At 70.6% G+C, this 18,781-nt stretch carries 18 protein-coding genes and 1 pseudogene; 10 read left to right on the top strand and 9 right to left on the bottom strand.

Going from position 1 to position 18,781, the window contains the following annotated elements:
- The first annotated feature begins 63 nt into the window (after positions 1–63).
- From ACZ6TD_RS04820 to ACZ6TD_RS04805, 4 genes are all read left to right on the top strand, one after another.
- Positions 64–831: a GntR family transcriptional regulator gene (locus tag ACZ6TD_RS04820; protein ID WP_471350991.1), complete on the top strand. Its 768-nt coding sequence runs from the start codon at positions 64–66 to the stop codon at positions 829–831.
- Between the two features lie 62 nt (positions 832–893).
- Positions 894–1,901: an ADP-ribosylglycohydrolase family protein gene (locus ACZ6TD_RS04815; protein WP_471350987.1), complete on the top strand. Its 1,008-nt coding sequence runs from the start codon at positions 894–896 to the stop codon at positions 1,899–1,901.
- Positions 1,902–1,963: 62 nt separating this feature from the next.
- The gene (locus ACZ6TD_RS04810; RefSeq protein ID WP_471350985.1) at positions 1,964–3,457 is read left to right on the top strand and encodes a purine-cytosine permease family protein; all 1,494 of its coding nucleotides are present in this window, start codon (positions 1,964–1,966) and stop codon (positions 3,455–3,457) included.
- Complete coding sequence (locus tag ACZ6TD_RS04805; protein WP_471350983.1) at positions 3,454–4,464, top strand: PfkB family carbohydrate kinase; 1,011 nt, start codon at positions 3,454–3,456, stop codon at positions 4,462–4,464. The genes ACZ6TD_RS04810 and ACZ6TD_RS04805 overlap by 4 nt, the downstream gene beginning before the upstream one ends.
- Positions 4,465–4,532: 68 nt before the next feature.
- Here the strand turns inward: ACZ6TD_RS04805 and ACZ6TD_RS04800 are convergent, their stop codons facing one another.
- Positions 4,533–5,162: a TetR/AcrR family transcriptional regulator gene (locus ACZ6TD_RS04800; RefSeq protein ID WP_471350981.1), complete on the bottom strand. Its 630-nt coding sequence runs from the start codon at positions 5,160–5,162 to the stop codon at positions 4,533–4,535.
- 205 nt (positions 5,163–5,367) lie between these two features.
- On the opposite strand from ACZ6TD_RS04800, the gene ACZ6TD_RS04795 reads away from it, so the two are divergent.
- From ACZ6TD_RS04795 to ACZ6TD_RS04785, 3 genes are all read left to right on the top strand, one after another.
- Positions 5,368–6,069: an SDR family oxidoreductase gene (locus ACZ6TD_RS04795; RefSeq protein WP_471350979.1), complete on the top strand. Its 702-nt coding sequence runs from the start codon at positions 5,368–5,370 to the stop codon at positions 6,067–6,069.
- 65 nt (positions 6,070–6,134) lie between these two features.
- Positions 6,135–6,557, top strand: coding sequence for a tautomerase family protein (locus tag ACZ6TD_RS04790; protein ID WP_471350976.1), 423 nt, complete (start codon positions 6,135–6,137; stop codon positions 6,555–6,557).
- 114 nt (positions 6,558–6,671) lie between these two features.
- Positions 6,672–7,274: a DJ-1/PfpI family protein gene (locus ACZ6TD_RS04785; RefSeq protein WP_471350974.1), complete on the top strand. Its 603-nt coding sequence runs from the start codon at positions 6,672–6,674 to the stop codon at positions 7,272–7,274.
- Between the two features lie 2 nt (positions 7,275–7,276).
- Here the strand turns inward: ACZ6TD_RS04785 and ACZ6TD_RS04780 are convergent, their stop codons facing one another.
- Genes ACZ6TD_RS04780 through ACZ6TD_RS04770 form a run of 3 tightly spaced genes read right to left on the bottom strand, consistent with a single transcriptional unit; the run spans position 7,277 to position 9,682 of the window.
- Positions 7,277–8,080, bottom strand: a complete 804-nt coding sequence (locus tag ACZ6TD_RS04780; RefSeq protein ID WP_471350971.1) for a siderophore-interacting protein — start codon at positions 8,078–8,080, stop codon at positions 7,277–7,279.
- Between the two features lie 40 nt (positions 8,081–8,120).
- Positions 8,121–9,029 (bottom strand): PDR/VanB family oxidoreductase, encoded by a 909-nt coding sequence (locus ACZ6TD_RS04775; protein WP_471350968.1) that lies wholly within the window; start codon positions 9,027–9,029, stop codon positions 8,121–8,123.
- A 23-nt stretch (positions 9,030–9,052) separates the two neighbouring features.
- The gene (locus tag ACZ6TD_RS04770) at positions 9,053–9,682 is read right to left on the bottom strand and encodes an MSMEG_1061 family FMN-dependent PPOX-type flavoprotein (protein ID WP_471350966.1); all 630 of its coding nucleotides are present in this window, start codon (positions 9,680–9,682) and stop codon (positions 9,053–9,055) included.
- 172 nt (positions 9,683–9,854) lie between these two features.
- On the opposite strand from ACZ6TD_RS04770, the gene ACZ6TD_RS04765 reads away from it, so the two are divergent.
- Positions 9,855–10,550, top strand: coding sequence for a TetR/AcrR family transcriptional regulator (locus ACZ6TD_RS04765; protein ID WP_471350963.1), 696 nt, complete (start codon positions 9,855–9,857; stop codon positions 10,548–10,550).
- A gap of 50 nt (positions 10,551–10,600) precedes the next feature.
- Here ACZ6TD_RS04765 and asnB read toward each other — a convergent pair whose 3' ends face one another.
- On the bottom strand, positions 10,601–12,433 hold the full coding sequence (gene asnB / locus ACZ6TD_RS04760) for an asparagine synthase (glutamine-hydrolyzing) (protein WP_471358837.1): 1,833 nt from the start codon (positions 12,431–12,433) through the stop codon (positions 10,601–10,603).
- Positions 12,434–12,878: 445 nt separating this feature from the next.
- Between asnB and ACZ6TD_RS04755 the strand changes: the two genes are divergently transcribed.
- Positions 12,879–14,333 (top strand): glyceraldehyde-3-phosphate dehydrogenase, encoded by a 1,455-nt coding sequence (locus ACZ6TD_RS04755; RefSeq protein WP_471350960.1) that lies wholly within the window; start codon positions 12,879–12,881, stop codon positions 14,331–14,333.
- A gap of 139 nt (positions 14,334–14,472) precedes the next feature.
- Here the strand turns inward: ACZ6TD_RS04755 and ACZ6TD_RS04750 are convergent, their stop codons facing one another.
- The 4 genes and pseudogenes from ACZ6TD_RS04750 to ACZ6TD_RS04735 form a co-directional block, all read right to left on the bottom strand.
- A complete protein-coding gene (locus tag ACZ6TD_RS04750; RefSeq protein WP_471350957.1) occupies positions 14,473–14,676 on the bottom strand; it encodes a hypothetical protein in 204 nt (67 codons plus the stop codon).
- 22 nt (positions 14,677–14,698) lie between these two features.
- Positions 14,699–14,968 (bottom strand): annotated as a pseudogene (locus ACZ6TD_RS04745) (ABC transporter substrate-binding protein); the annotation flags it as partial.
- 244 nt (positions 14,969–15,212) lie between these two features.
- On the bottom strand, positions 15,213–16,100 hold the full coding sequence (locus tag ACZ6TD_RS04740) for a sugar phosphate isomerase/epimerase family protein (protein ID WP_471350955.1): 888 nt from the start codon (positions 16,098–16,100) through the stop codon (positions 15,213–15,215).
- 43 nt (positions 16,101–16,143) lie between these two features.
- A complete protein-coding gene (locus ACZ6TD_RS04735) occupies positions 16,144–17,247 on the bottom strand; it encodes a Gfo/Idh/MocA family protein (protein ID WP_471350952.1) in 1,104 nt (367 codons plus the stop codon).
- 315 nt (positions 17,248–17,562) lie between these two features.
- On the opposite strand from ACZ6TD_RS04735, the gene ACZ6TD_RS04730 reads away from it, so the two are divergent.
- Positions 17,563–18,780 (top strand): ROK family protein, encoded by a 1,218-nt coding sequence (locus ACZ6TD_RS04730; protein WP_471350949.1) that lies wholly within the window; start codon positions 17,563–17,565, stop codon positions 18,778–18,780.
- Position 18,781: the final 1 nt, after the last annotated feature.

The raw sequence follows: 18,781 nt of genomic DNA, 5'->3' as shown, positions 1-18,781 counted from the left end.
GGTTTCCGATTCGAGTGCTTGCGACTCTAGACAGGACTGAACATGTATGGCTAACGTCCGGACATGCCTAAACAGGTCCTCAAGCATCAGCGCATCGCCCGCGTCCTGGCCCGCGAGATCCACAGCGGCGCCCTGGAGCCGGGCAGCAGGCTGCCCGGCGAACACGCGCTCACCCGGCGCTTCGCGGTCAGCAGGGCCACCGTCCGCCAGGCGCTGGACGAGCTCAGCAAGCAGGGGCTGATCTCCACCCACGCGGGCGTCGGCTCGTTCGTCACCTTCGACGGTGGCCTGCTGGACAACCGGCTGGGGTGGACCAGGGCGCTGGCCGACCAGGGCGCCCAGGTCACCACCGAGGTGCTCCGTCTGGAAGCGGTGCGCGATGCCCGGCTGGCCGGTGAACTCGGCCTCGAGGGCGTCGAGTTCATGGCGCTCGACCGATTGCGGGTGCTGCCGGAGGGCACCCCGGTCGCGCTGGAGCGCAGCCGGGTCCCGATGGTCCCGGCCCTGGCCGACATTCCGCTCGGCGGGCTCCTCGACGGCTCGCTGACCAAGACCCTCGCCGCGGTCGGCATCCGGGCCACGCACGGGGACGAGTGGGCGTCCGTGCGCCAATTGGCCGCCGACGAGGCGACCCTGCTCCGCCGCCAGGTGGGAGAGGTCTGGCTCAACACCCGCCGGGTCAGCCGCGGGGCCGACGGCCGGATCGTCGAGCAGGTGACCAGCCTCCTGGACCCCGCCCGCTTCCAGCTGCACCTCGGCTTCGGGGAGAGCCCCGACGAGGCCGCCCTGGGCAGCGGCAATGACCCATCCGCGAGGAAGCAGCCCCGATGAGACCGCGCACCGCGCCCGCCCCCGCCCGACGTACCGCCTCCGCGCACTGACAGGAAGTCCGAATGAACCACCAGCACGACCGCGCGCTCGGCGCCCTCTACGGCCTGGCGATGGGCGACGCCCTCGGTATGCCCACCCAGATCATGTCCCGGCGGTCCATCGTCGCCCGGTTCGGCACCGTCACCGATTTCGAACCCGGCCCGGAGGACAACCCGGTGAGCGCCGGAATGCCCGCCGGTTCGGTCACGGACGACACCGATCAGGCCGTCATCGTCGGCCGGCTGCTGACCGGGTCCGGCGGCCGGATCGACCCGCTGCGGCTCGCGCACGAGCTCCTGGAGTGGGAGCGCGCCATGAAGGCCAAGGGCTCCTTCGACCTGCTCGGCCCCTCCACCAAGGCCGCTCTGGAGGCCGTCTCCCGTGGCGTACCGCCGGAGGAGGCGGGCAAGTCCGGTGCCACCAACGGCGCGGCCATGCGGATCACCCCCGTCGGCGTCGCCTTCCCCGACACACCCCTGGAGCCCTTCCTCGACCGGGTCGCGGAGGCGTGCCAGGTCACCCATGACACCTCCATCGGCATCGCCTCCGCCGCCGCCGTGGCGGCCGCGGTGAGCCGCGGCATCGACGGCGGCGACCTGGAGGACGCCATCGGCGCGGCGATCACGGCGGCCGCGGCAGGCGCCGAGCGCGGCCACTGGGTCGCCGGAGCCGATATCGCCGCCCGCATCGGCTGGGCCGTGGACCTGGTCCGCGCGACTCCCGAGCGGCAGGCCCTGGACCGCGTCTGCGACCTGGTCGGCACCAGCGTCGCCAGCCAGGAGTCGGTCCCCGCCGCCTTCGCCGTGCTGGCCCTCGCCGAGGGCGAGCCATGGCGGGCCTGCCTGCTGGCGGCCAACCTCGGCGGCGACTGCGACACCATCGGCGCCATCGCCGGCGCCATCGCCGGTGCCGTCAGCGGGGCGTCCGCCCTGCCCGACGACGCCCTCGCCACCGTGCGCTCGGTCAACGACCTCGACCTGGAACCGCTGGCCAAGGCCCTGCTCGCGCTGCGCGCCGACATGGCCGCATGACACACCCCCCCCGCCCCCACATCCGCACCGGAGCGCCCCCGGACAGAAAGACAGGTACCACCATGGCGGCTTCAGAGAACGACCGCGTCGGCTCCGTGGAGACCAGAGGCATCGAGCCGGTTCCCGACGCCGAGCGCCACGGCCACGCGAGCCAGATGTTCTGGACCTGGTTCGCCGCGAACATCAGCATCCTCGGCCTGCCGCTCGGCGCGGCGCTGGTCAGCTTCCGCGGCCTGAACATCTGGCAGGCGGCCGTCGTGGCCATCCTCGGGTCCTTCGGCTCCTTCGCCCTGGTGGGCGCCCTCAGCATCGCCGGGAAGCGGGGCGGAGCGCCCGCCCTCACCCTCTCCCGCGCGGTGTTCGGGGTCCGTGGCAACGCGGGGCCCACACTCGTCACCTGGATGAGCCGGCTCGGCTGGGAGACCATCAACACCACCACGGCCGCCTTCGCCCTGCTGGCGCTGCTCGACGCCGCCTTCGGCATCCGGCGGAACACCGTCCTCACAGTGGTGTGCCTGCTGGTCTTCATCGGCTGCACCCTGCTGATCAGCGGCCTGGGCCACGCCACCATCATGTGGATCAACAGGTGGGCCAGCTATGTCTTCGGTCTGCTCAACCTGGTCGTGATCGGCTTTCTCGCCACCACCGTGGACTGGGGCAAGGTCTTCCACGCCCCGGTCGGCCCGGTGAGTTCGATGGTCGTGGGCGTCGGCATGATCGCCGCCGGTACCGGGATCGGCTGGGCCAACACCGGCGCCGACTACGCCCGTTACCTGCCCCGGCGGATTCCCGGCGGCAGGCTGGTGGCCGCTTCCGCCTTCGGCGCCGGAATCCCGCTGGTGGTGCTGATCTCGCTGGGTTCGCTCCTCGCGGCGGGTGAACCCGATCTGGCCTCCGCCTCCGACCCCGTCTCGGCGATCAACACGATGCTGCCCTCGTGGATGTCCATCCCGTATCTGATCGCCGCGTTCGGCGGACTGCTGCTCTCCAACCACCTGTCCGTCTACTCGGCCGGGCTCACCATGATCACCCTGGGCATACGGGTCCGGCGCACCCTCGCCGTCGGCCTGGACGTGGTCGTCACCTTCGCGGGCGGGATCTACTTCATCCTGATCGCCAAGGACTTCTACGGCCCGTTCATCACCTTCCTCACCCTCCTCGCCGTCCCCATCAACGCCTGGGTGGGCGTCTTCGCGGTCGACCTGATACTCCGCCGGTCCTACGACGGCGCGGCCCTGATGGACGTCGGTCGCTCCAGCCGCTACTGGTTCCGGGGCGGGGTCGCCTGGGCCGCGATGATCGCCTGGGCGGCGGCCATCGTGGTGGGCCTGCTGTTCACCGAGGCCAGCACCAGCGCCACCGATGTGTGGTTCTCCGGGCCGCTCGCCCACAGCTGGATCGGGTCCAACGGGCTGGGATGGGTGGTGACCCTGGTGCTCGCGGCCGCCGTCTACGCCCTGCTGCGCCGGTTCGACGGCACCGTCCGCGAGGAGGCGTCCGCGCAACCGCCGCAAGCGCAGGTGCTGCCCGCCCCGGCCGCGCGGGAGGTCTCATGAGCGGCCACGACGCCGTCCCCGGCGGCTCCGGCGAGGCCACGGGCGGTCGGCTGGTCCTGCTCGGCAACGCCATCGTCGACCTGGTGATGCGGGTGCCCGCACTGCCCGAACGCGGCGGCGACATCATCTCCCGGGACACCACCCTCACCACGGGCGGCGGATTCAACGTCCTCACCGCCGCCCGCCGCCTGGGGCTGCCGGCCGTGTACGCGGGCGCCCACGGCACCGGGCCGTTCGGCGACCGGGTCCGGGCGGACCTCGCCCGGGAAGGCATCGAGGTGCCGCTGGATCCGGTCACGGAGGAGGACACCGGATTCTGCGTGGCCTTCGTCGACGGCGGTGGGGAACGCACCTTCGCCACCAGCCTCGGCGCGGAGGCCCGGCTGACCGAGGCCCACGCGACGGCCGTGCTCGCCGCGCTGCGCCCCGGCGACCTGGTGCAGATCTCCGGATACGGGCTCGCCTACCCGGTGAACGGCCCGGTCCTGGCCTCGCTCGTGGCGCGGCTGCCGGAGCACACCCGGGTCTTCCTCGACCCGGGCCCGCTGGCCGACCAGATCCCGGAGGAGGTGCTGGAGCCCGTTCTGGCGCGCTGCGACTGGGTCAGCTGCAACCAGCGCGAGGGGCGGCTGCTGACCGGCCGGGACGACGCCCGGGAGGCCGCGGCGGCACTCGCCGCCCGGCTGGGCCCGCGCACCGGGGTGCTGCTGCGGGCCGACGCGGACGGCTGCTGGCTGGTCCCGCCCGGCGGAGAGCCCGCGCACCTCCCCGGCCGCCGGGTGACCGCGGTCGACAGCAACGGCGCGGGCGACGCCCATACGGGAGCGTTCCTGGCCCTCCTCGGCCACGGGCTGGACCTGAGCAGCGCCGTACGGGGTGCCAACGCCGCGGCCGCCTTCGCGGTCACCCGCCACGGCCCCGCCACCGGGCCGACCGTCGGCGAGCTGCTGGACTTCCTCGACGGCGAGCCGCTCGCGGCGCGGCTGTCCTCGGCGCTCGGACGGTAGCCCGCGCCCGGGCCCGCCGTCACCCGGGCGGGCACCGGGTGAGTCCGAACCCCTGACGCGAACACGCTTCACTCGGCGGCGCCGGACGCGTCCTCCCCGTCAGGGGTGTGCTCATGCGCGCCGAGGACGTGGTCGCGTACCGCGGTCAGGATGCGGTCCGACAGATCGTCGCCCGCGCAGGCCCGTGACAGCACCAACGCCCCGATCATGGTGGAGAGTTCGACGAGAACGGACTCCTCGTCGGCCGCCGCGTCGCCGGACGTCCTCGCGGTGCGCGCCATCCCGCCGATCAGATTGCGCACGCCTTCGGTGTACGCCCCCTTGAGCGGGTCACCGGGCTCCGCCCGTGCGGCGTCCACCGCCAGTGCCGCGGCGGCGCACCCCAGCCCGGGGTTGTCGCGGTGCCGGGCGGACAGATAGGCGGCCAGGAAAGCTGCCCGGGCGCCGCTCGTGTCCTCGCCATCGGGGAGTTCCTCCATGGCGGCGAGGCGTTCGGCGAACGCGGCCGAGCACGCCTGGGCGACCAGGTCGTCCTTCGAGGCGAAGTGGCGGTAGAAGCCGCCGTGGGTCAGACCCGCCGCCGCCATCGCCTGCGGCACGCTCACCTTGTCGGCGCCGTGGGTGCGCACCAGCTTCGCGGTGGCCGCGATCACCTGCTCGCGGTGGCGCTCGGCCTCGGCTCGGGATGCTCGGGGCATGGTCGGTACTTCCTTCTGCGTGTGGTGCCGGACTGGGGTACCGGTTGCCGGTACCGGGTCGATGATATTTGCGTCCCATTTTAGATGATGCTAATAATCTATTCCAGGCGCGCCGCTGGGCCGCGGCCTCATGGGCCGCACGTCCCCGCCGGTTCGAGCGCGCGATTCGACATGTTCGACACGTTCGATCACAAGGAGGTCCGACATGGTTGCGATCGATGGTTCCGTGGTGCTGGTGACCGGAGGCCAACGTGGCATCGGCAAGGCGTATGTGGAGGCACTGCTCCGGCGCGGAGCGGCGAAGGTCTACGCGACGGCGCGGAAGCCCACCCCCAGCGAGGACCCGCGGGTGGAGGCCGTTTCCCTCGATGTCAACGACGCGGACGCGGTCGCCGCTCTCGCCGACCGGGCCACGGATGTGAACATCGTCATCAACAACGCGGGAGTGCTCCTGCCCTCGCCGCTGCTGACGGCGGACATGGCCGATGTGGTGGCCACGTTCGAAACGAACGTCTTCGGGCCCCTCCGGGTGGCCCGCGCGTTCGCCCCGGTCCTGGCCGCGCGGGGTGGCGGCGCGCTGGTCGATATGCACTCCGTGCTGTCCTGGGGCGCGGGGGCGGCCGCCTACGGCGCCTCGAAGGCCGCCCTGTGGTCGATCACGAACTCTCTCCGCATCGAACTGGCGGACCAGGGGACCCAGGTGGTCGGGGTGCACCTGGGGCTCGCCGACACCGACATGGTCGCCGGGATACCGAGTCAGAAGATCTCCCCGGCCGAGGTCGCGGAGGCGGTCCTGGACGGCGTCGAGAGCGGTGGCAACGAGGTGCTCGTCGACGCCGTGACCCGGCAGATGAAGGCGGCGCTCGCCGGGCCGGTGGAGGGCCTCACCGTTCTCCTCGGAAGCTGACCGACTCGCCGCGGACAGCCGCTCGCCGCCACCGTTCGGCTTCACTCGCCCTGAAGGAGAGAGCAATGCCCCTGTGGCACGTCTACCATCCGGTCGACGCCTACTCCGCGGAGCAGAAGCGGGAATTCGCCGCGGACGTCACGGAGTACTACACCCGGGTCGGTCTGCCGAAGTTCTACGTCGTCACCCTCTTCCACGAGGTCCCCGAGTCCTCGTTCCTGGTCGGCGGGGAGCCGTCGGACAACACCGTCCGGGTCGTGATCGAGCACATCGCCCGCCACTTGACGGACCCCGAGGTGAGGAAGAAGGGCACCGAGGGGCTCAACCGCCTGCTGGCTCCTCACACCCGGGACCGCGGGCTGCACTGCGAGTTCCACGTCGACGAGACGCCCCGGGACCTCTGGATGATCGACGGGATGTGGCCCCCTCCCTCGCGCAGCGAAGCCGAACGGCTGTGGGCGCGGGAGAACCGCCCGGTGGCGTACTGACCGCGACCCCGACCGCGACCACATCGCGGTGGCGCGAGGCTTCCGGCATCGATCGGCGGCCTCGCCCCCGGGAAATCCGTGGCCGAGCGTGGGTGGGTCTGATTGGATCGCGGCATGGCCCAGGAAGACACGCGGAAGATCGGGATCCTGCTGTTCCCGGACGTGGAGGAGCTCGACGCCATCGGTCCATGGGAGGTGCTGTCCTACTGGACGCGCAACTTCGCGGCGGACGGGTGGCAGGTGTTCTGCTTCTCCGCCGATGGAAACCCCGTGACCTGCGCGAAGGGGCTCACCGTCGAGGCCCATCACACGATGGCCGACCTGCCTGCGCTGGATGTGCTGCTGCACCCCGGCGGCCAGGGGACCCGGCCCCAGCTCGAGGACGAGCAGCACCTGGAGTGGGTCCGGGCCCAGCGGCGATCCGTTCCCCTGATGACGAGCGTGTGCACGGGCTCGCTGGTCTACGCGGCGGCCGGGCTGCTGGCCGGGCGCCCCGCGACCACGCACTGGGCGTCGTTGGACCGGCTCGCCGAACTCGACCCGACGATCGACGTACGGCCCGACGAGCGGTTCGTCGACGACGGTGACCTGATCACCTCCGCGGGGGTCTCGGCCGGTATCGACATGGCCCTTCACCTGGTCGCCAGGCTGGCCTCGCCGGAGCGCGCACGTCAGGTGCGGCGTGGCATCCAGTACGACCCGCGGCCACCGGTGTGAGCTCAGCCGGGGCTGGAGCGGCCGTGCCGCCAGTAGCCGAAGAACGCGATGTCCGGCTTCGGCACGCCGCGGTCGCGCACCAGATGGCGGCGCAGCCCGGTGGCCAGTCCGGCTTCCCCGGCGACCCAGGTGTAGAACCGTCCCGGTCGCAGCGACGACGTCCGGACCGCGTCGAGGGCCAGCTCGCCGGGCAGGGCGTCCGCGCCGTCCCGGGCCAGCCACCGCACCCGTACGCCCTCGGGAGCGGTGATGTCCGTGCGGATGTCGGCGGTCCCGGGCACCTCCAGGAAGACCTCCGCCACCAGCGACGCCGGAGCGTCCTCGAGGATGGCGAGGATCGCCGGCACGGCGCTCTCGTCCCCGGCGAGCAGTTGCCATTCGGCATGGGCCGGTGGCAGATAGCTCATGCCCATGTCGAAGATGCCCGCCGGGTCTCCGGGCCGGGCGCGCCGGGCCCAGGTGGAGGCGGGGGTGTCGCCGTGCAGGGCGAACTCGATGTCCACCTCGCCGAGTTCGGGCCGGGCGCGCCGGATGGTGAAGTTGCGCACCCATGGTCGGCGCGACTTCGGCAGGAGGAGTAATTCCGCCATCCACGCCTCGCTGGAGAGCTTCGGCATCCTCAGGCCGCCCTGCCCTTCGCGGGGGAAGAACAGCCGTACGGTCTGGTCGAAGCCCATGGGCTTCAGATGCTCCAGTCCGGGGCCACCGAGCGTGACGGTCGAGAAGGCGGGTGTCAGCCGAGTGTTCCGGCGCACCTCCAGCGTGATCATTTGTCGTGATGCGGGCGTGCGGATCTTGGGCAACATGTCGTTCCTCGCGTTGGGTTGGGGACCGCTCGCCGTCCGGTCACAGGTCCACGACGAGCCGCGGGGACAGGGCGCGGGACACACAGGCGTACATGCGGCCCGCGGGGGCGCCGATGTCGTCCCGGTGCTCGGGTTCACCCTCGAGCACGGCCACTTCGCAGCTGCCGCAGACGCCTTCCCGGCATCCGGACGCCACGGGGAATCCGGCGTGGGTCAGGGCGTCCAGCAGCGACTCGTCGGCGGGCACCTGAACGGTCCGCCCCGACCGGGCACACACCGCCTCGAACGCCGTGTTGGGCGCGAACGACCTGGGCGCCGGGCGGAACCGCTCCGCGTACAGCCGCCCCGAGGGGAACGCGTCCTCCGCCGCGGCGAGCATCGGTCCGGGGCCGCAGGCGTAGACCACGGCACCGGGGCTCAGCGCGGATGCCAGAGCCGCGAAGTCCGGCCTGCCCTGCTGCCGCGTGGCGACGATCCGCACTCGATCGCCGTAGGAGGAGCGCAGGTCGTCGACGAAGGGCATGGACGCCACCGACTGCCCCAGGTACACGAGCGACGCCGGGACGCCCGACGCGGCCGCCGCCCGCAGCATCGGCAGGATCGGGGTGATGCCGATCCCGCCGGCGAGGAAGAGATACTCCGGCGCGGGGAGCAGCGGGAAGTGGTTCCGCGGCAGCGACACATCGAGGGCGCGGCCCTGGCGCAGGAACCGGTGGATGTACTCCGAACCACCCCGGCTGAGGCGGTCGTGCCGTACCGCGACGCGATAGGACTCCCGGTCCGCCGGGTCTCCGCACAGCGAGTACTGCCGGGTCAGCCAGTTGGGCAGGGCCAGGTCGATATGGGCGCCCGGCTCCCAGGGCGCCAGCGGGCCGGTGGCGCCCCGCAGGACGAGGGAGACGACGTCTTCGGCGACCCGCTCGATGTGGTCGACGACGGTCTGTTGCATCGTTGATTCACCTTGTGCCGTGGTCAGTAGAGTTTGCGGTAGCCCTCTTCGAGAGCGTGTGTGAGCGCCATCGGGTCGATGTCCATGCCGAATTGGGCGGTGGCGATCTCGCCGACCGACGGGATCTCGTCGGCGAGGGCCTGGCTCGCGGGATCCCACAGCCGGGAGCGGATGAGCGCTCGACCACAGTGGAAGTACGCCTCCGCCACTTCGACGACGATCGCCAGCACCGGATCCTTGGCCTCGGTCCGCATCCGGGCGAGCACATCGGGCTCGTCGGTGGGGTAGGCGCGGCCGTTGACCCGCAGCGTCTCCCGCAGGCCGGGGATGAGGAAGAGCAGCCCGATCCCGTCGTTCTCGGCGAGGTTGCGGAAGGAGTCGGCGATCTTGTTGCCGGGGCGGTCGGGAATCGCGAGCGTATGGGCGTCGAGGACCTTCACGAACCCCGGGTAGTCGCCACGGGGGGAGCAGTCGGCGCGCCCCTCCGCGTCCGCCGTGGCCATGGACAGGAAGGGGGAGTGCGCGATGAAGAGGCGGAAGTACTCGTCGATATGGTCCTGGACCTTGGCCTTGACCATGGCTTCGGGCTCACCGAGCAGGGTGTGGACCTCGGCCGGCGACAACCGCCGGGGGCGCGTGCTGGTCTGCGTCATGAGGACTCCTTCCGGGAGGGGCGGAGCGGAGGGCGCGGGGCCCGTACCGGTCGCCTCCCGCCTCCCTGCCGACGACGGTGGCTCACCGCTCCGTCGCAGTTCATGGCACTATTGTGAGCAATTACTCAGGTCCCGCGCCACTCGCTTTCAAGGGCGCCGAGCAGGAGGTGTCATGACGACCGGCCGTCGCGGACTTCAGCCACGTAAACAGCCGCGCCAGGCCCGGGCCGAGCTCACCCGGCAGCGCATCCTCACCGCCGCTGCTCACGTTTTCGCCGAGTACGGCTATGCCGCCGGGACCACCAACCGCATCGCCGAGCGCGCCCGCATCTCGATCGGCTCGCTGTACCAGTACTATCCGAACAAGGACGCGATCCTGGTCGAGCTGCTGACCCGTCACCTCGACGCCGGGGGCGACGCCATCAGGAGCCGCCAGGACGAAGACGAACCCGACTCCCTGGAAGAGATCATCCGCGGTTTCGCGCGCCCCGTGATCGCCAACCATCTCGATGACCCGCAGTTGCTGCGCGTCATGATGGAACACGGGCCACGGTCACCCGAGTTGCTCGAGAAGATCGCCCGGCATGAGCGGGAACGGGTCGCCTACACCCAGGAGTTGCTCGAACGCCATCCCGAGGTCCGGGTCGAGGACACCTACGTCGCCGCCCGGCTCGTGGTGTCCACGGTCGAGCTCGTCGTCCACCAGCTCGTCGCGGCGCCCGACTCCATCGACACCGAGCGGCTGGAGAACGAACTCGTCGCGATGATCACCCGCTATCTCACCGCCGCGCCGGGCGGGGCCGACGGGGGTGAACGGCCACGGAACGCGGAACGGGCACCCGGCGGCCCAGGTGCCCGTCCCTCGTGATGTGTGATGCGTGATGTGTGATGCCGCGTGCCGCGGTCGGGCCGTGGGCGTCAGTCGATCGTGATGATTGGCTTGCGCAGATCGAACCACGTCGCCAGGTCGAGGGCGCGTTCGATGGTGGCGCGCTGCTGAGTGGTGATGGCCTCCGCCGGTGCGTCGAGCGCCTCCCTCAGCGTCTCGGTGCGGCACAGCTCGAGGGCCTGGTGCCCGGAGGTGATGAGGTCGCCCGCCTGCCGCTTGATGGCGGCGAGATAGGCGGGGTCGAAGCTGCCGGGGTAGCCGCTCTTCTTGCGGTTGGCCACGGACTCGGGCAGCACATCGCGGGTGGCCTCGCGCAGGATGCTCTTCTCCCGCCCGTCGAACGTCTTCAGCGACCAGGGGGTGTTGAAGACGTAGGAGACGAGGCGGTGGTCGCAGAACGGCACCCTCACCTCCAGGCCGACGGCCATGCTCATCCGGTCCTTGCGGTCGAGCAGGGTGTTGACCATGCGGGTGAGGTGCAGATAGCAGACCTGCCGCATGCGCTTCTCCAGACCGGTCTCACCGTCCTTGAGCGGGACTTCGTCCAGAGCGCTGAGGTAGTGGTCGCGCAGGTAGGCGTCCAGATCCAGCTTCTCGGTGAGGTCTCGCGACAGCAGGCTCTTGGTGTCGCCGAGTGTCAGTCCTCCGGCGAGCCACGGGAAGGTGTCGGCCTCGCGCCGCTCGTCGTGGAACCACGGGTAGCCACCGAAGACCTCATCGGCCGACTCGCCCGACAGGGCCACGGTCGACTGTTCGCGAACGGCCTTGAACAGCAGATAGAGCGAGTTGTCCCGGTCGCCGAGACCGATGGGCAGATCCCTCGCCGCGATGGCCGCCTGCCTGACGGCGGGGTCGGACAGGGCGGAGCCGTCGAGCACGATGTCCCGGTGGTCGCATTTCACATGCTCGGCCACGGCGTGCACATACGGCGTGTCGACGCTGGGCGCCACGTCGATCGCGCGGAAGTTCTCCGCCTGCCCGGGGAAGTCCACGGCGAAGCTGCGGACGGTCTCGCCGTGTTCGCCGAGCTTGCGGGCGGCGAGCGAGGTCATCGCCGAGGAGTCGAGCCCCCCGGAGAGCAAGGTGCAGCGGGGCACGTCGGCGACGAGCTGACGGGCGATGATGTCCTCCAGGAGCTCCCGCACATGGGCGACGGTCGCCTCCTGGTCATCGGTGTGCTCGGAGACCTCCAGACGCCAGTACGCCTGCTCGCGAAGTCCATTGCGGTCGACGACAGCGATGTGCCCGGGACGCAGCTCCTTCATGCCCTTCCAGATCGCGTGGCCGGGGGTCTTGGCGAAGGAGAAGATCTCCCGCAGCCCGTCCAGGCCGACCTCGGGGGCGGCGAGCGGATTGGCGAGGATGGCCTTGGGCTCGGATCCGAAGAGGACGCCGTCGTCGGTCTCGTAGTAGTAGAACGGCTTGATGCCCATCCGGTCCCGGATCATCACCAGCTTCTCGGTGCGGGAGTCCCAGATGGCGAAGGCGTACATGCCGTTCAGTTTCTCGGTGAGGGATTCGCCCCACTCGACATAGCCGCGCAGGACGACCTCGGTGTCGGAGTCGGTGGCGAAGCTGTGGCCCCTGCGGCGCAGTTCGTCACGCAGCTCGGTGAAGTTGTACGCCTCACCGGAGTAGACCATGCTCACGGGGCCGTCGGCCGTGTCGACGGCCATGGGCTGCGCCCCGCCGGGCAGGTCGATGACGGCCAGCCTGCGGTGCCCGAGCGCCGCCCTGCCGGTCACCCACGCTCCGGCCGCGTCCGGGCCCCGGCAGGCCATCGTCTCCGTCATGGTGTCGAGGACCTGGCGGTGGGAGGTCAGATCGCGGCGGTAGGAGACCCAGCCGGTGATGCCGCACACAGTGATCATCCCTTTCACTCAGCGGGAGATGGTTGCCTGTGAAAACCATCTACCTCTCCGGAGGGGGATCGCTACCGGGCGCTGATCTCTGGGGGAGTGGCATTTCTCACTGGTAAATTCCTGTTAATGGTAAGTTTCACGATGAGTGGTGTCCGAAAAACGACGCCCACTAAGTCGCCATTTTACGGCTGATATCCGCGTCGTAATTCATCAAGGAAAGACTTGCCGTATACGAAAGAGAACGGGCGGCTCCGTGGCGGCCCCGGCTCTCCGTGATGGTCGCGGCGCATGGGTGGCGGCGGGGGCCCGCGGCCTCGCGCGTCGTTCAGCAGGCAGGTGGGGACCGTGCCGAGGGCCTGCGCGGTGCGGATCGCCGGGGGTGCCGGCCGGCGCCATGACCTGGGGAGCTAGCATATGAGCGCCACCTAGCTCGAAAGATAAACTTGTGACTCTCAACGAGGACTCGTTCACCAACTGGAAGCACCGCGAGGAGATCGCGGAGTCGATGATCCCCCTCATCGGGAAGCTGCATCGGGAGCGGGACGTCACGGTCCTGCTGCACAGCCGCTCCTTGGTGAACAAGTCGGTCGTCAGCATCCTCAAGACCCACCGATTCGCCCGTCAGATCGCCGGTGCGGAGCTCTCGGTCACCGACACGCTGCCGTTCCTGCGGGCGCTCACCGCGCTGGATCTCGGCCCCTCCCAGATCGACATCGGCATGCTCGCCGAGACGTACCGGGCCGATGACCGCGGCCTCTCCGTGGAGGAGTTCACCGCCGAGGCCGTCGCCGGGGCCACCGGGGCCAACAAGATCGAGTGCCGTGAGGGACGCGATGTCGTCCTCTACGGGTTCGGGCGGATCGGGCGGCTGGTCGCCCGTCTGCTCATCGAGAAGGCCGGGTCCGGCAACGGGCTGCGGCTGCGCGCCATCGTCGTCCGCGGGGGCGGCGGGCGGGCCGGTGAGGATCTCGTCAAGCGGGCCTCGCTGCTGCGCCGCGACTCCATCCACGGCCAGTTCCAGGGCACGATCACCGTGGACGAGGCGAATAGCAAGATCATCGCCAATGGCAACGAGATCAAGGTGATCTACGCCGACGACCCGGCCTCGGTGGACTACACGGCGTACGGCATCAAGGACGCCATCCTCATCGACAACACCGGCAAGTGGCGCGACCGCGAAGGGCTGTCCAGGCATCTGCGCCCCGGTATCGAGAAGGTGGTGCTGACCGCGCCGGGCAAGGGCGATGTCCCCAACGTCGTCCATGGCGTCAACCACGACACGATCAAGCCGGACGAGCAGATCCTGTCCTGCGCCTCGTGCACCACCAACGCGATCGTCCCGCCGCTGAAGGCGATGGCGGACGAATACGGGGTGCTGCGCGGCCATGTGGAGACCGTCCACTCGTTCACCAACGACCAGAACCTGCTGGACAACTACCACAAGTCCGACCGCCGTGGCCGCTCGGCGCCGCTCAACATGGTCATCACCGAGACCGGTGCCGCCTCCGCCGTCGCGAAGGCCCTGCCCGACCTCAAGGCGAAGATCACCGGCAGCTCGATCCGCGTCCCGGTGCCGGACGTCTCGATCGCGATCCTCAACCTGCAGCTCGCGCGCGAGACCACCCGCGAGGAGGTCCTGGACTACCTGCGCGATGTGTCCCTGACCTCGCCGCTCAAGCGCCAGATCGACTTCATCAGCGCCCCCGACGCGGTCTCCAACGACTTCATCGGCTCGCGCCACGCCTCGATCGTCGACGCGGGCGCCACCAAGGTCGAGGGCGACAACGCGATCCTCTACCTCTGGTACGACAACGAGTTCGGCTACTCCTGCCAGGTCATCCGCGTCGTCCAGTACGTCTCCGGGGTGGAGTACCCGACCTACCCGGCCCCGGTGGTCTGACCCCCGGAGACTACGGCCCGGACCTCACGCCCCGTCACCGTTCCCCGGCGGGGGCGGGGTCCGGCCCGTGGGGCTGCCGTCGCGCCGTGCGCGTCACCCGCTCCCGGACGTGTCCGGAAAGCGTCCGGAAGCGGTCCGGCTACTCGCCGTTTCCGGACGTGTCGGCCAGCAGCCGTGCGATGCCCGTCGGTCCGAAGACGCCCTGGGTGGCGAGGGCGATGCCACCGTGGAGCCCGGAGCGGCCCTTGAGCTGTGTCGCGGTGATGGTCAGCTTGCGGGTGGCCAGGGGGAGGGCGCGCTGGTACGGCGAGCAGCTTCCTGGCCTTGGCCGGGTCGTAGGCATAGTCGCTCTCGAGGGACTTCTCGTACCAGGTGCTGCCCGCGGTGGCCATCTGCGAGGTGGCGGTGGCGTAGCCGAGGTTGAGCTTCTCGACGATCGTCTCCCGGTCGAAGGCGTGGTTCAGGGCCTGGCGCACCTTCACCTTGCCCAGGGCGGGCACGGTCCTGCCGGTTCGGTCCCAGATGTAGAGGCCCTCGACGCTGTCGGCGTGTGCCCGCACCTCAAGGCCGCGGCCCTTGGCGTACTGGGCGGTCTGCGGGGTGATGCGGGCCCAGTCGACCTGCCCGCTGAGCAGGGCGTTCAGGCGAGCGGTGGGATCGCTGATGTTCTTGGTCGCCGAGGTTCACCACGAGCTGGGGGTCGGGTGCCGACAGGCGGAGGGCCACGGTCCCGGGGTTCACGACCTCGACCGCGTCGATGGCACGCAGTTTGCCGGCGGCCTCGTTGGTGCCTTCTTTGGTGTGCAGCAGGCTCTTCCGCACGGCCGTCGCGTCGAGCGCGGTGCCGTCGGTGAACCCTTCTGCTCTCAGGTGCCGTGCTCAGCGCTGCCGCCGGGCCCACTCGCCGCAGAGCCGGACGCTTTCCTCGGGGGTGGCCCGGGCGCCGCGGTCGACCTCGATCACCAGCCAGCCGTCGAAGGTCTCGGGCAGGGCGGCGAGGGTGGCGGGAATGTCGACCGACGCGTGGCCCGGCTCGGCCCACAGCCCGGCCATCACGGTCTGCTGGTAGGTCCATCCCTCGGCGCGGCCCCGCTCGGCGACGTCGGCGTGGAAGTCCTTGATGTGCAGGGCGGCGACCCGGTCGGCGTAGTCACGGACGAGGCCGATGACATCGGCACCGGCCCAGCCGAGGTGGCCGATGTCCGGGCCGAAGGAGAGGACGTCCGCGGCCACGCCGTCGAGGATGAAGCGGGTCTCCTCCTCGGTCTCCGCCCAGGTGCCGATGTGGGGGTGGAACGCGGCGGTGACGCCGTTCGCCTTGGTGGTCTCACCCATGCGGGCGAACACCTCGCGCACCCGCTCCAGCCGTTCCGCAGTCGCCTCCGCGCCCACGGCCGGGCGGTGCACACGGGGGGCCTGCTTGTTCATGCCGGTGGCCACGAAGACCGTGGGCAGGCCCAGTTCGGCCATCTGGGTGCTGACGCGGTCGGTCTTGTCGAGCAGTTCGCGCAGGCCGCTCTCGTCCTCCGGGAGGGGGCCCGAGATATAGCCCGGGGCGGGCGCCAGACCGTGCTCGTCGAGCAGCCGGCCGTATGCGGCGGCCGTCATCCCGGCGGGCACGTCCGCGTGCACGGCGGCGATGCCGGCCTCGTGGATGACCTTGAGGCGCTCGGGCAGGGGCGGCGCCAGAGCGGGGTCGATCCAGCCGTCGTCGGTGGCGATCCACTGCAGGGGGTTGATCGCGATCCGGTCGTGGCGAATGGTCATGAGGGTCCTCTCCCTGAGGGCGGGGCGGTGGGACGGGCGGGTGTCAGAGGGTGAAACGGGGCTGGGGGCGCTCGCAGGAACTGCTCAATGCCACGGACCGGCCCTGTTGGGCCGAGCCCTCCAACGCGCAGAGCGCTTCGAGCACGTGGAAGGCGAAGGCGGCGTTGGCGCGGTGCGGGCCGCCCTCGACGGCGTTCGCGAGGTCGCGGACGCCGAGCCCGCGGCGGGCCTGCTCGCGGGTGCCGACGGCGCCGAAGAGTTCGAGGGCCGGTTCCAGGACCGTCCAGTCGCCGGCTCCGTGCCGCCGGAGCCGCACATCGCCGTCGAAGTGGTTCGGGTTGGCCAGCGAGAGGGTTCCCTCGCTGCCGTAGATCTCCAGGTACGGCAGGTCGCTGTCCCAGACGTCGAAACTCATCTGGGTGGTGGCGATGACACCGGAGGCGAAGGTGAGCACCGCACCGGTGTGGGTGGGGATGGTGACCTCGATGGTGTCCACGGTCCGTTCGGGCGCGGTGACGGTACGCTCGGGCACGCCTATGCGGGCGGCCGCCGAGACGGTGGAGACGGGGCCGAGGCAGTTGACGAGGACGGCCAGGTAGTACGGACCCATGTCCATCACCGGGCCGCCTCCCGGCTGGAACAGGAAGGCCGGGTTCGGGTGCCAGGTCTCGGCCTTGCTGTGCCCGATGAAGGCGGAGGCGCCGATGGGCGTTCCGATCAGGCCCGAGTCGATCGCCTTGCGCGCGGTCTGAGCGGCGCTGCCGAGGAAGGTGTCCGGCGCCGATCCGAGGACACGCCCGGTGCGGGAGGCCGCCGCGAGAACCGCTTCGCCGTCGCTGACCGTGGTGGCCAGCGGCTTCTCGACGTAGACGTGTTTGCCCGCTTCCAGCGCCGTGGTGATCGTACGGGCGTGGTGGACCGGCGGCGTCAGGTTGACCACGATGTCCACCGAGTCGTCGGCGTACAGGTCGCGGTCGTCACCCCAGGCCGGGATGGAATGGCCGGCGGCCGCCTCCTTCGCCCGTGCCACATCGATGTCGCCCACGCGCACGATCTGCAGCTCCGGGTAGCGGGCGAGGCCGGTGACATACCGGCCGAAGATGTTGCCGCTGCCCAGGATGCCGATGCGATGGGTCTGTTCGGTCATGGCCGTGGGTTCCTCTCCCAGGAGTGGTGCGGGGGATGGTCGGGTTGGCGAGTGATCGGCGAACGGGTGCGGTGTGGCGGTGCCTTGCCGGCCCCGCGGTGTCGCGTCGAGCGGTCCACCGCCCTTGACTTCGGGAACGGGGGCACCAGTGGGCTGCCCTCTTCCGGCGGTTGAGTAAGGCGTGTTCGCGTCGCCTAACACCTTCGTTTAGTTCGGTTACCCCGAACAAGAGGCGGTTGTTAATTTTCCTTGCAAACTAATAACGTCTTAAAGGAAGGCTGTTCCGGGGTGATCCACGACGGCTAGGTTGGGCAAATGCGTGAAGGTGACGGTTATTCCGCCGATCAGGCGCTGCTGCCCGCGGTCCCCGTCGGACTGCGCAGGGTGCTGGACCTCGTGTTGGCCGGTGAGGCGACCAACCGGGCCGAGATCGCGCGGCGCAGTGGTCTGGCCCGCTCCACCGTCGGCCAGCAGGTGGACCAACTCCTCGGCCGCGACATCCTGGAGGAGCTGGAGTCCGGCGAGTCGGTGCGCGGGCGGCCGCCGCGGCTGCTGACCCTCAGCCCGCGCGCGGGGACCATCGCCGTCGCCGACGTGGACGCCCTGGACACCAGGATCGCGATCGCCGACCTCGGTGGCCGTCTCATCGCCCAGGACACGGTGACCGTGCGCATCGACGCGGGGCCGGAGACGGTCCTGGAGGTGGTGTGCGACCGGCTGCACACCCTGCTGGAGCGGTCGGGGCGCGATCCGGACCGGGTCCGTCAGGTGGTGATGGGGCTGCCCGCTCCCGTGGACCCGGAGCGCGGTTGCCCGCTCAGGCCCAACGGCATGCCCGGATGGGACGGCTTCCCGGTCGCCGAACGGCTGCGCGCACGGTTCCGCGCCCCCGCCCAGGTGGACAATGACGCCAACCTCATGGCCCTCGGCGAGGCCGTTCAGGCCCGGGCCGAAACCCCGGTGCTCTGTCTCAAGATCGCCACCGGGATCGGAGCGGGGCTCGTCACCGCGGAGGGCCGGATCTACCGCGGTGCGGACGGCGCGGCCGGCGATGTCGGCCACATCCGGTCCTTCGGCGGCGGCACCGCCCTGTGCACCTGCGGCAATGTCGGCTGTGTGCGGGCCATGGCCTCCCACCGAGCCGTACTGCTGAACCTGGGCATCCCCGAGTCCACCGAGGACGACCCGCTGCACGGGGTTCACGAGCTCGCGGAGCGCGTCGCCAACAACGACCCGCCCGCCGTCCGGGCCCTGCGGCAGGCGGCCACCGAGATCGGCGAACTCGCCGCCATGCTCGTCTACATGTACAACCCCCGCACCCTCGTCCTCGGCGGTCCGCTCAGCGATCTGCGCGACGACCTGCTCTCCGGGGTGCGCGCCGTGGTGTACCAGCGCGCCCTGCCGCTGGCCACGCGGAACCTGACCATCACCGCGACACGGCTCGGCGCCGCCTCGGCCGTGCACGGGGCGGTGGCCCTCGCCACCGGGGACGTCTTCAGCGAACGCGGGGTGGCCCGGCTGCTCGTCGACTGAG

This window comes from Streptomyces yongxingensis, assembly GCF_055597465.1.
The sequence above is the reverse complement of the archived record's forward strand: the minus strand, read 5'-3'. Positions and strand labels throughout refer to the sequence as shown.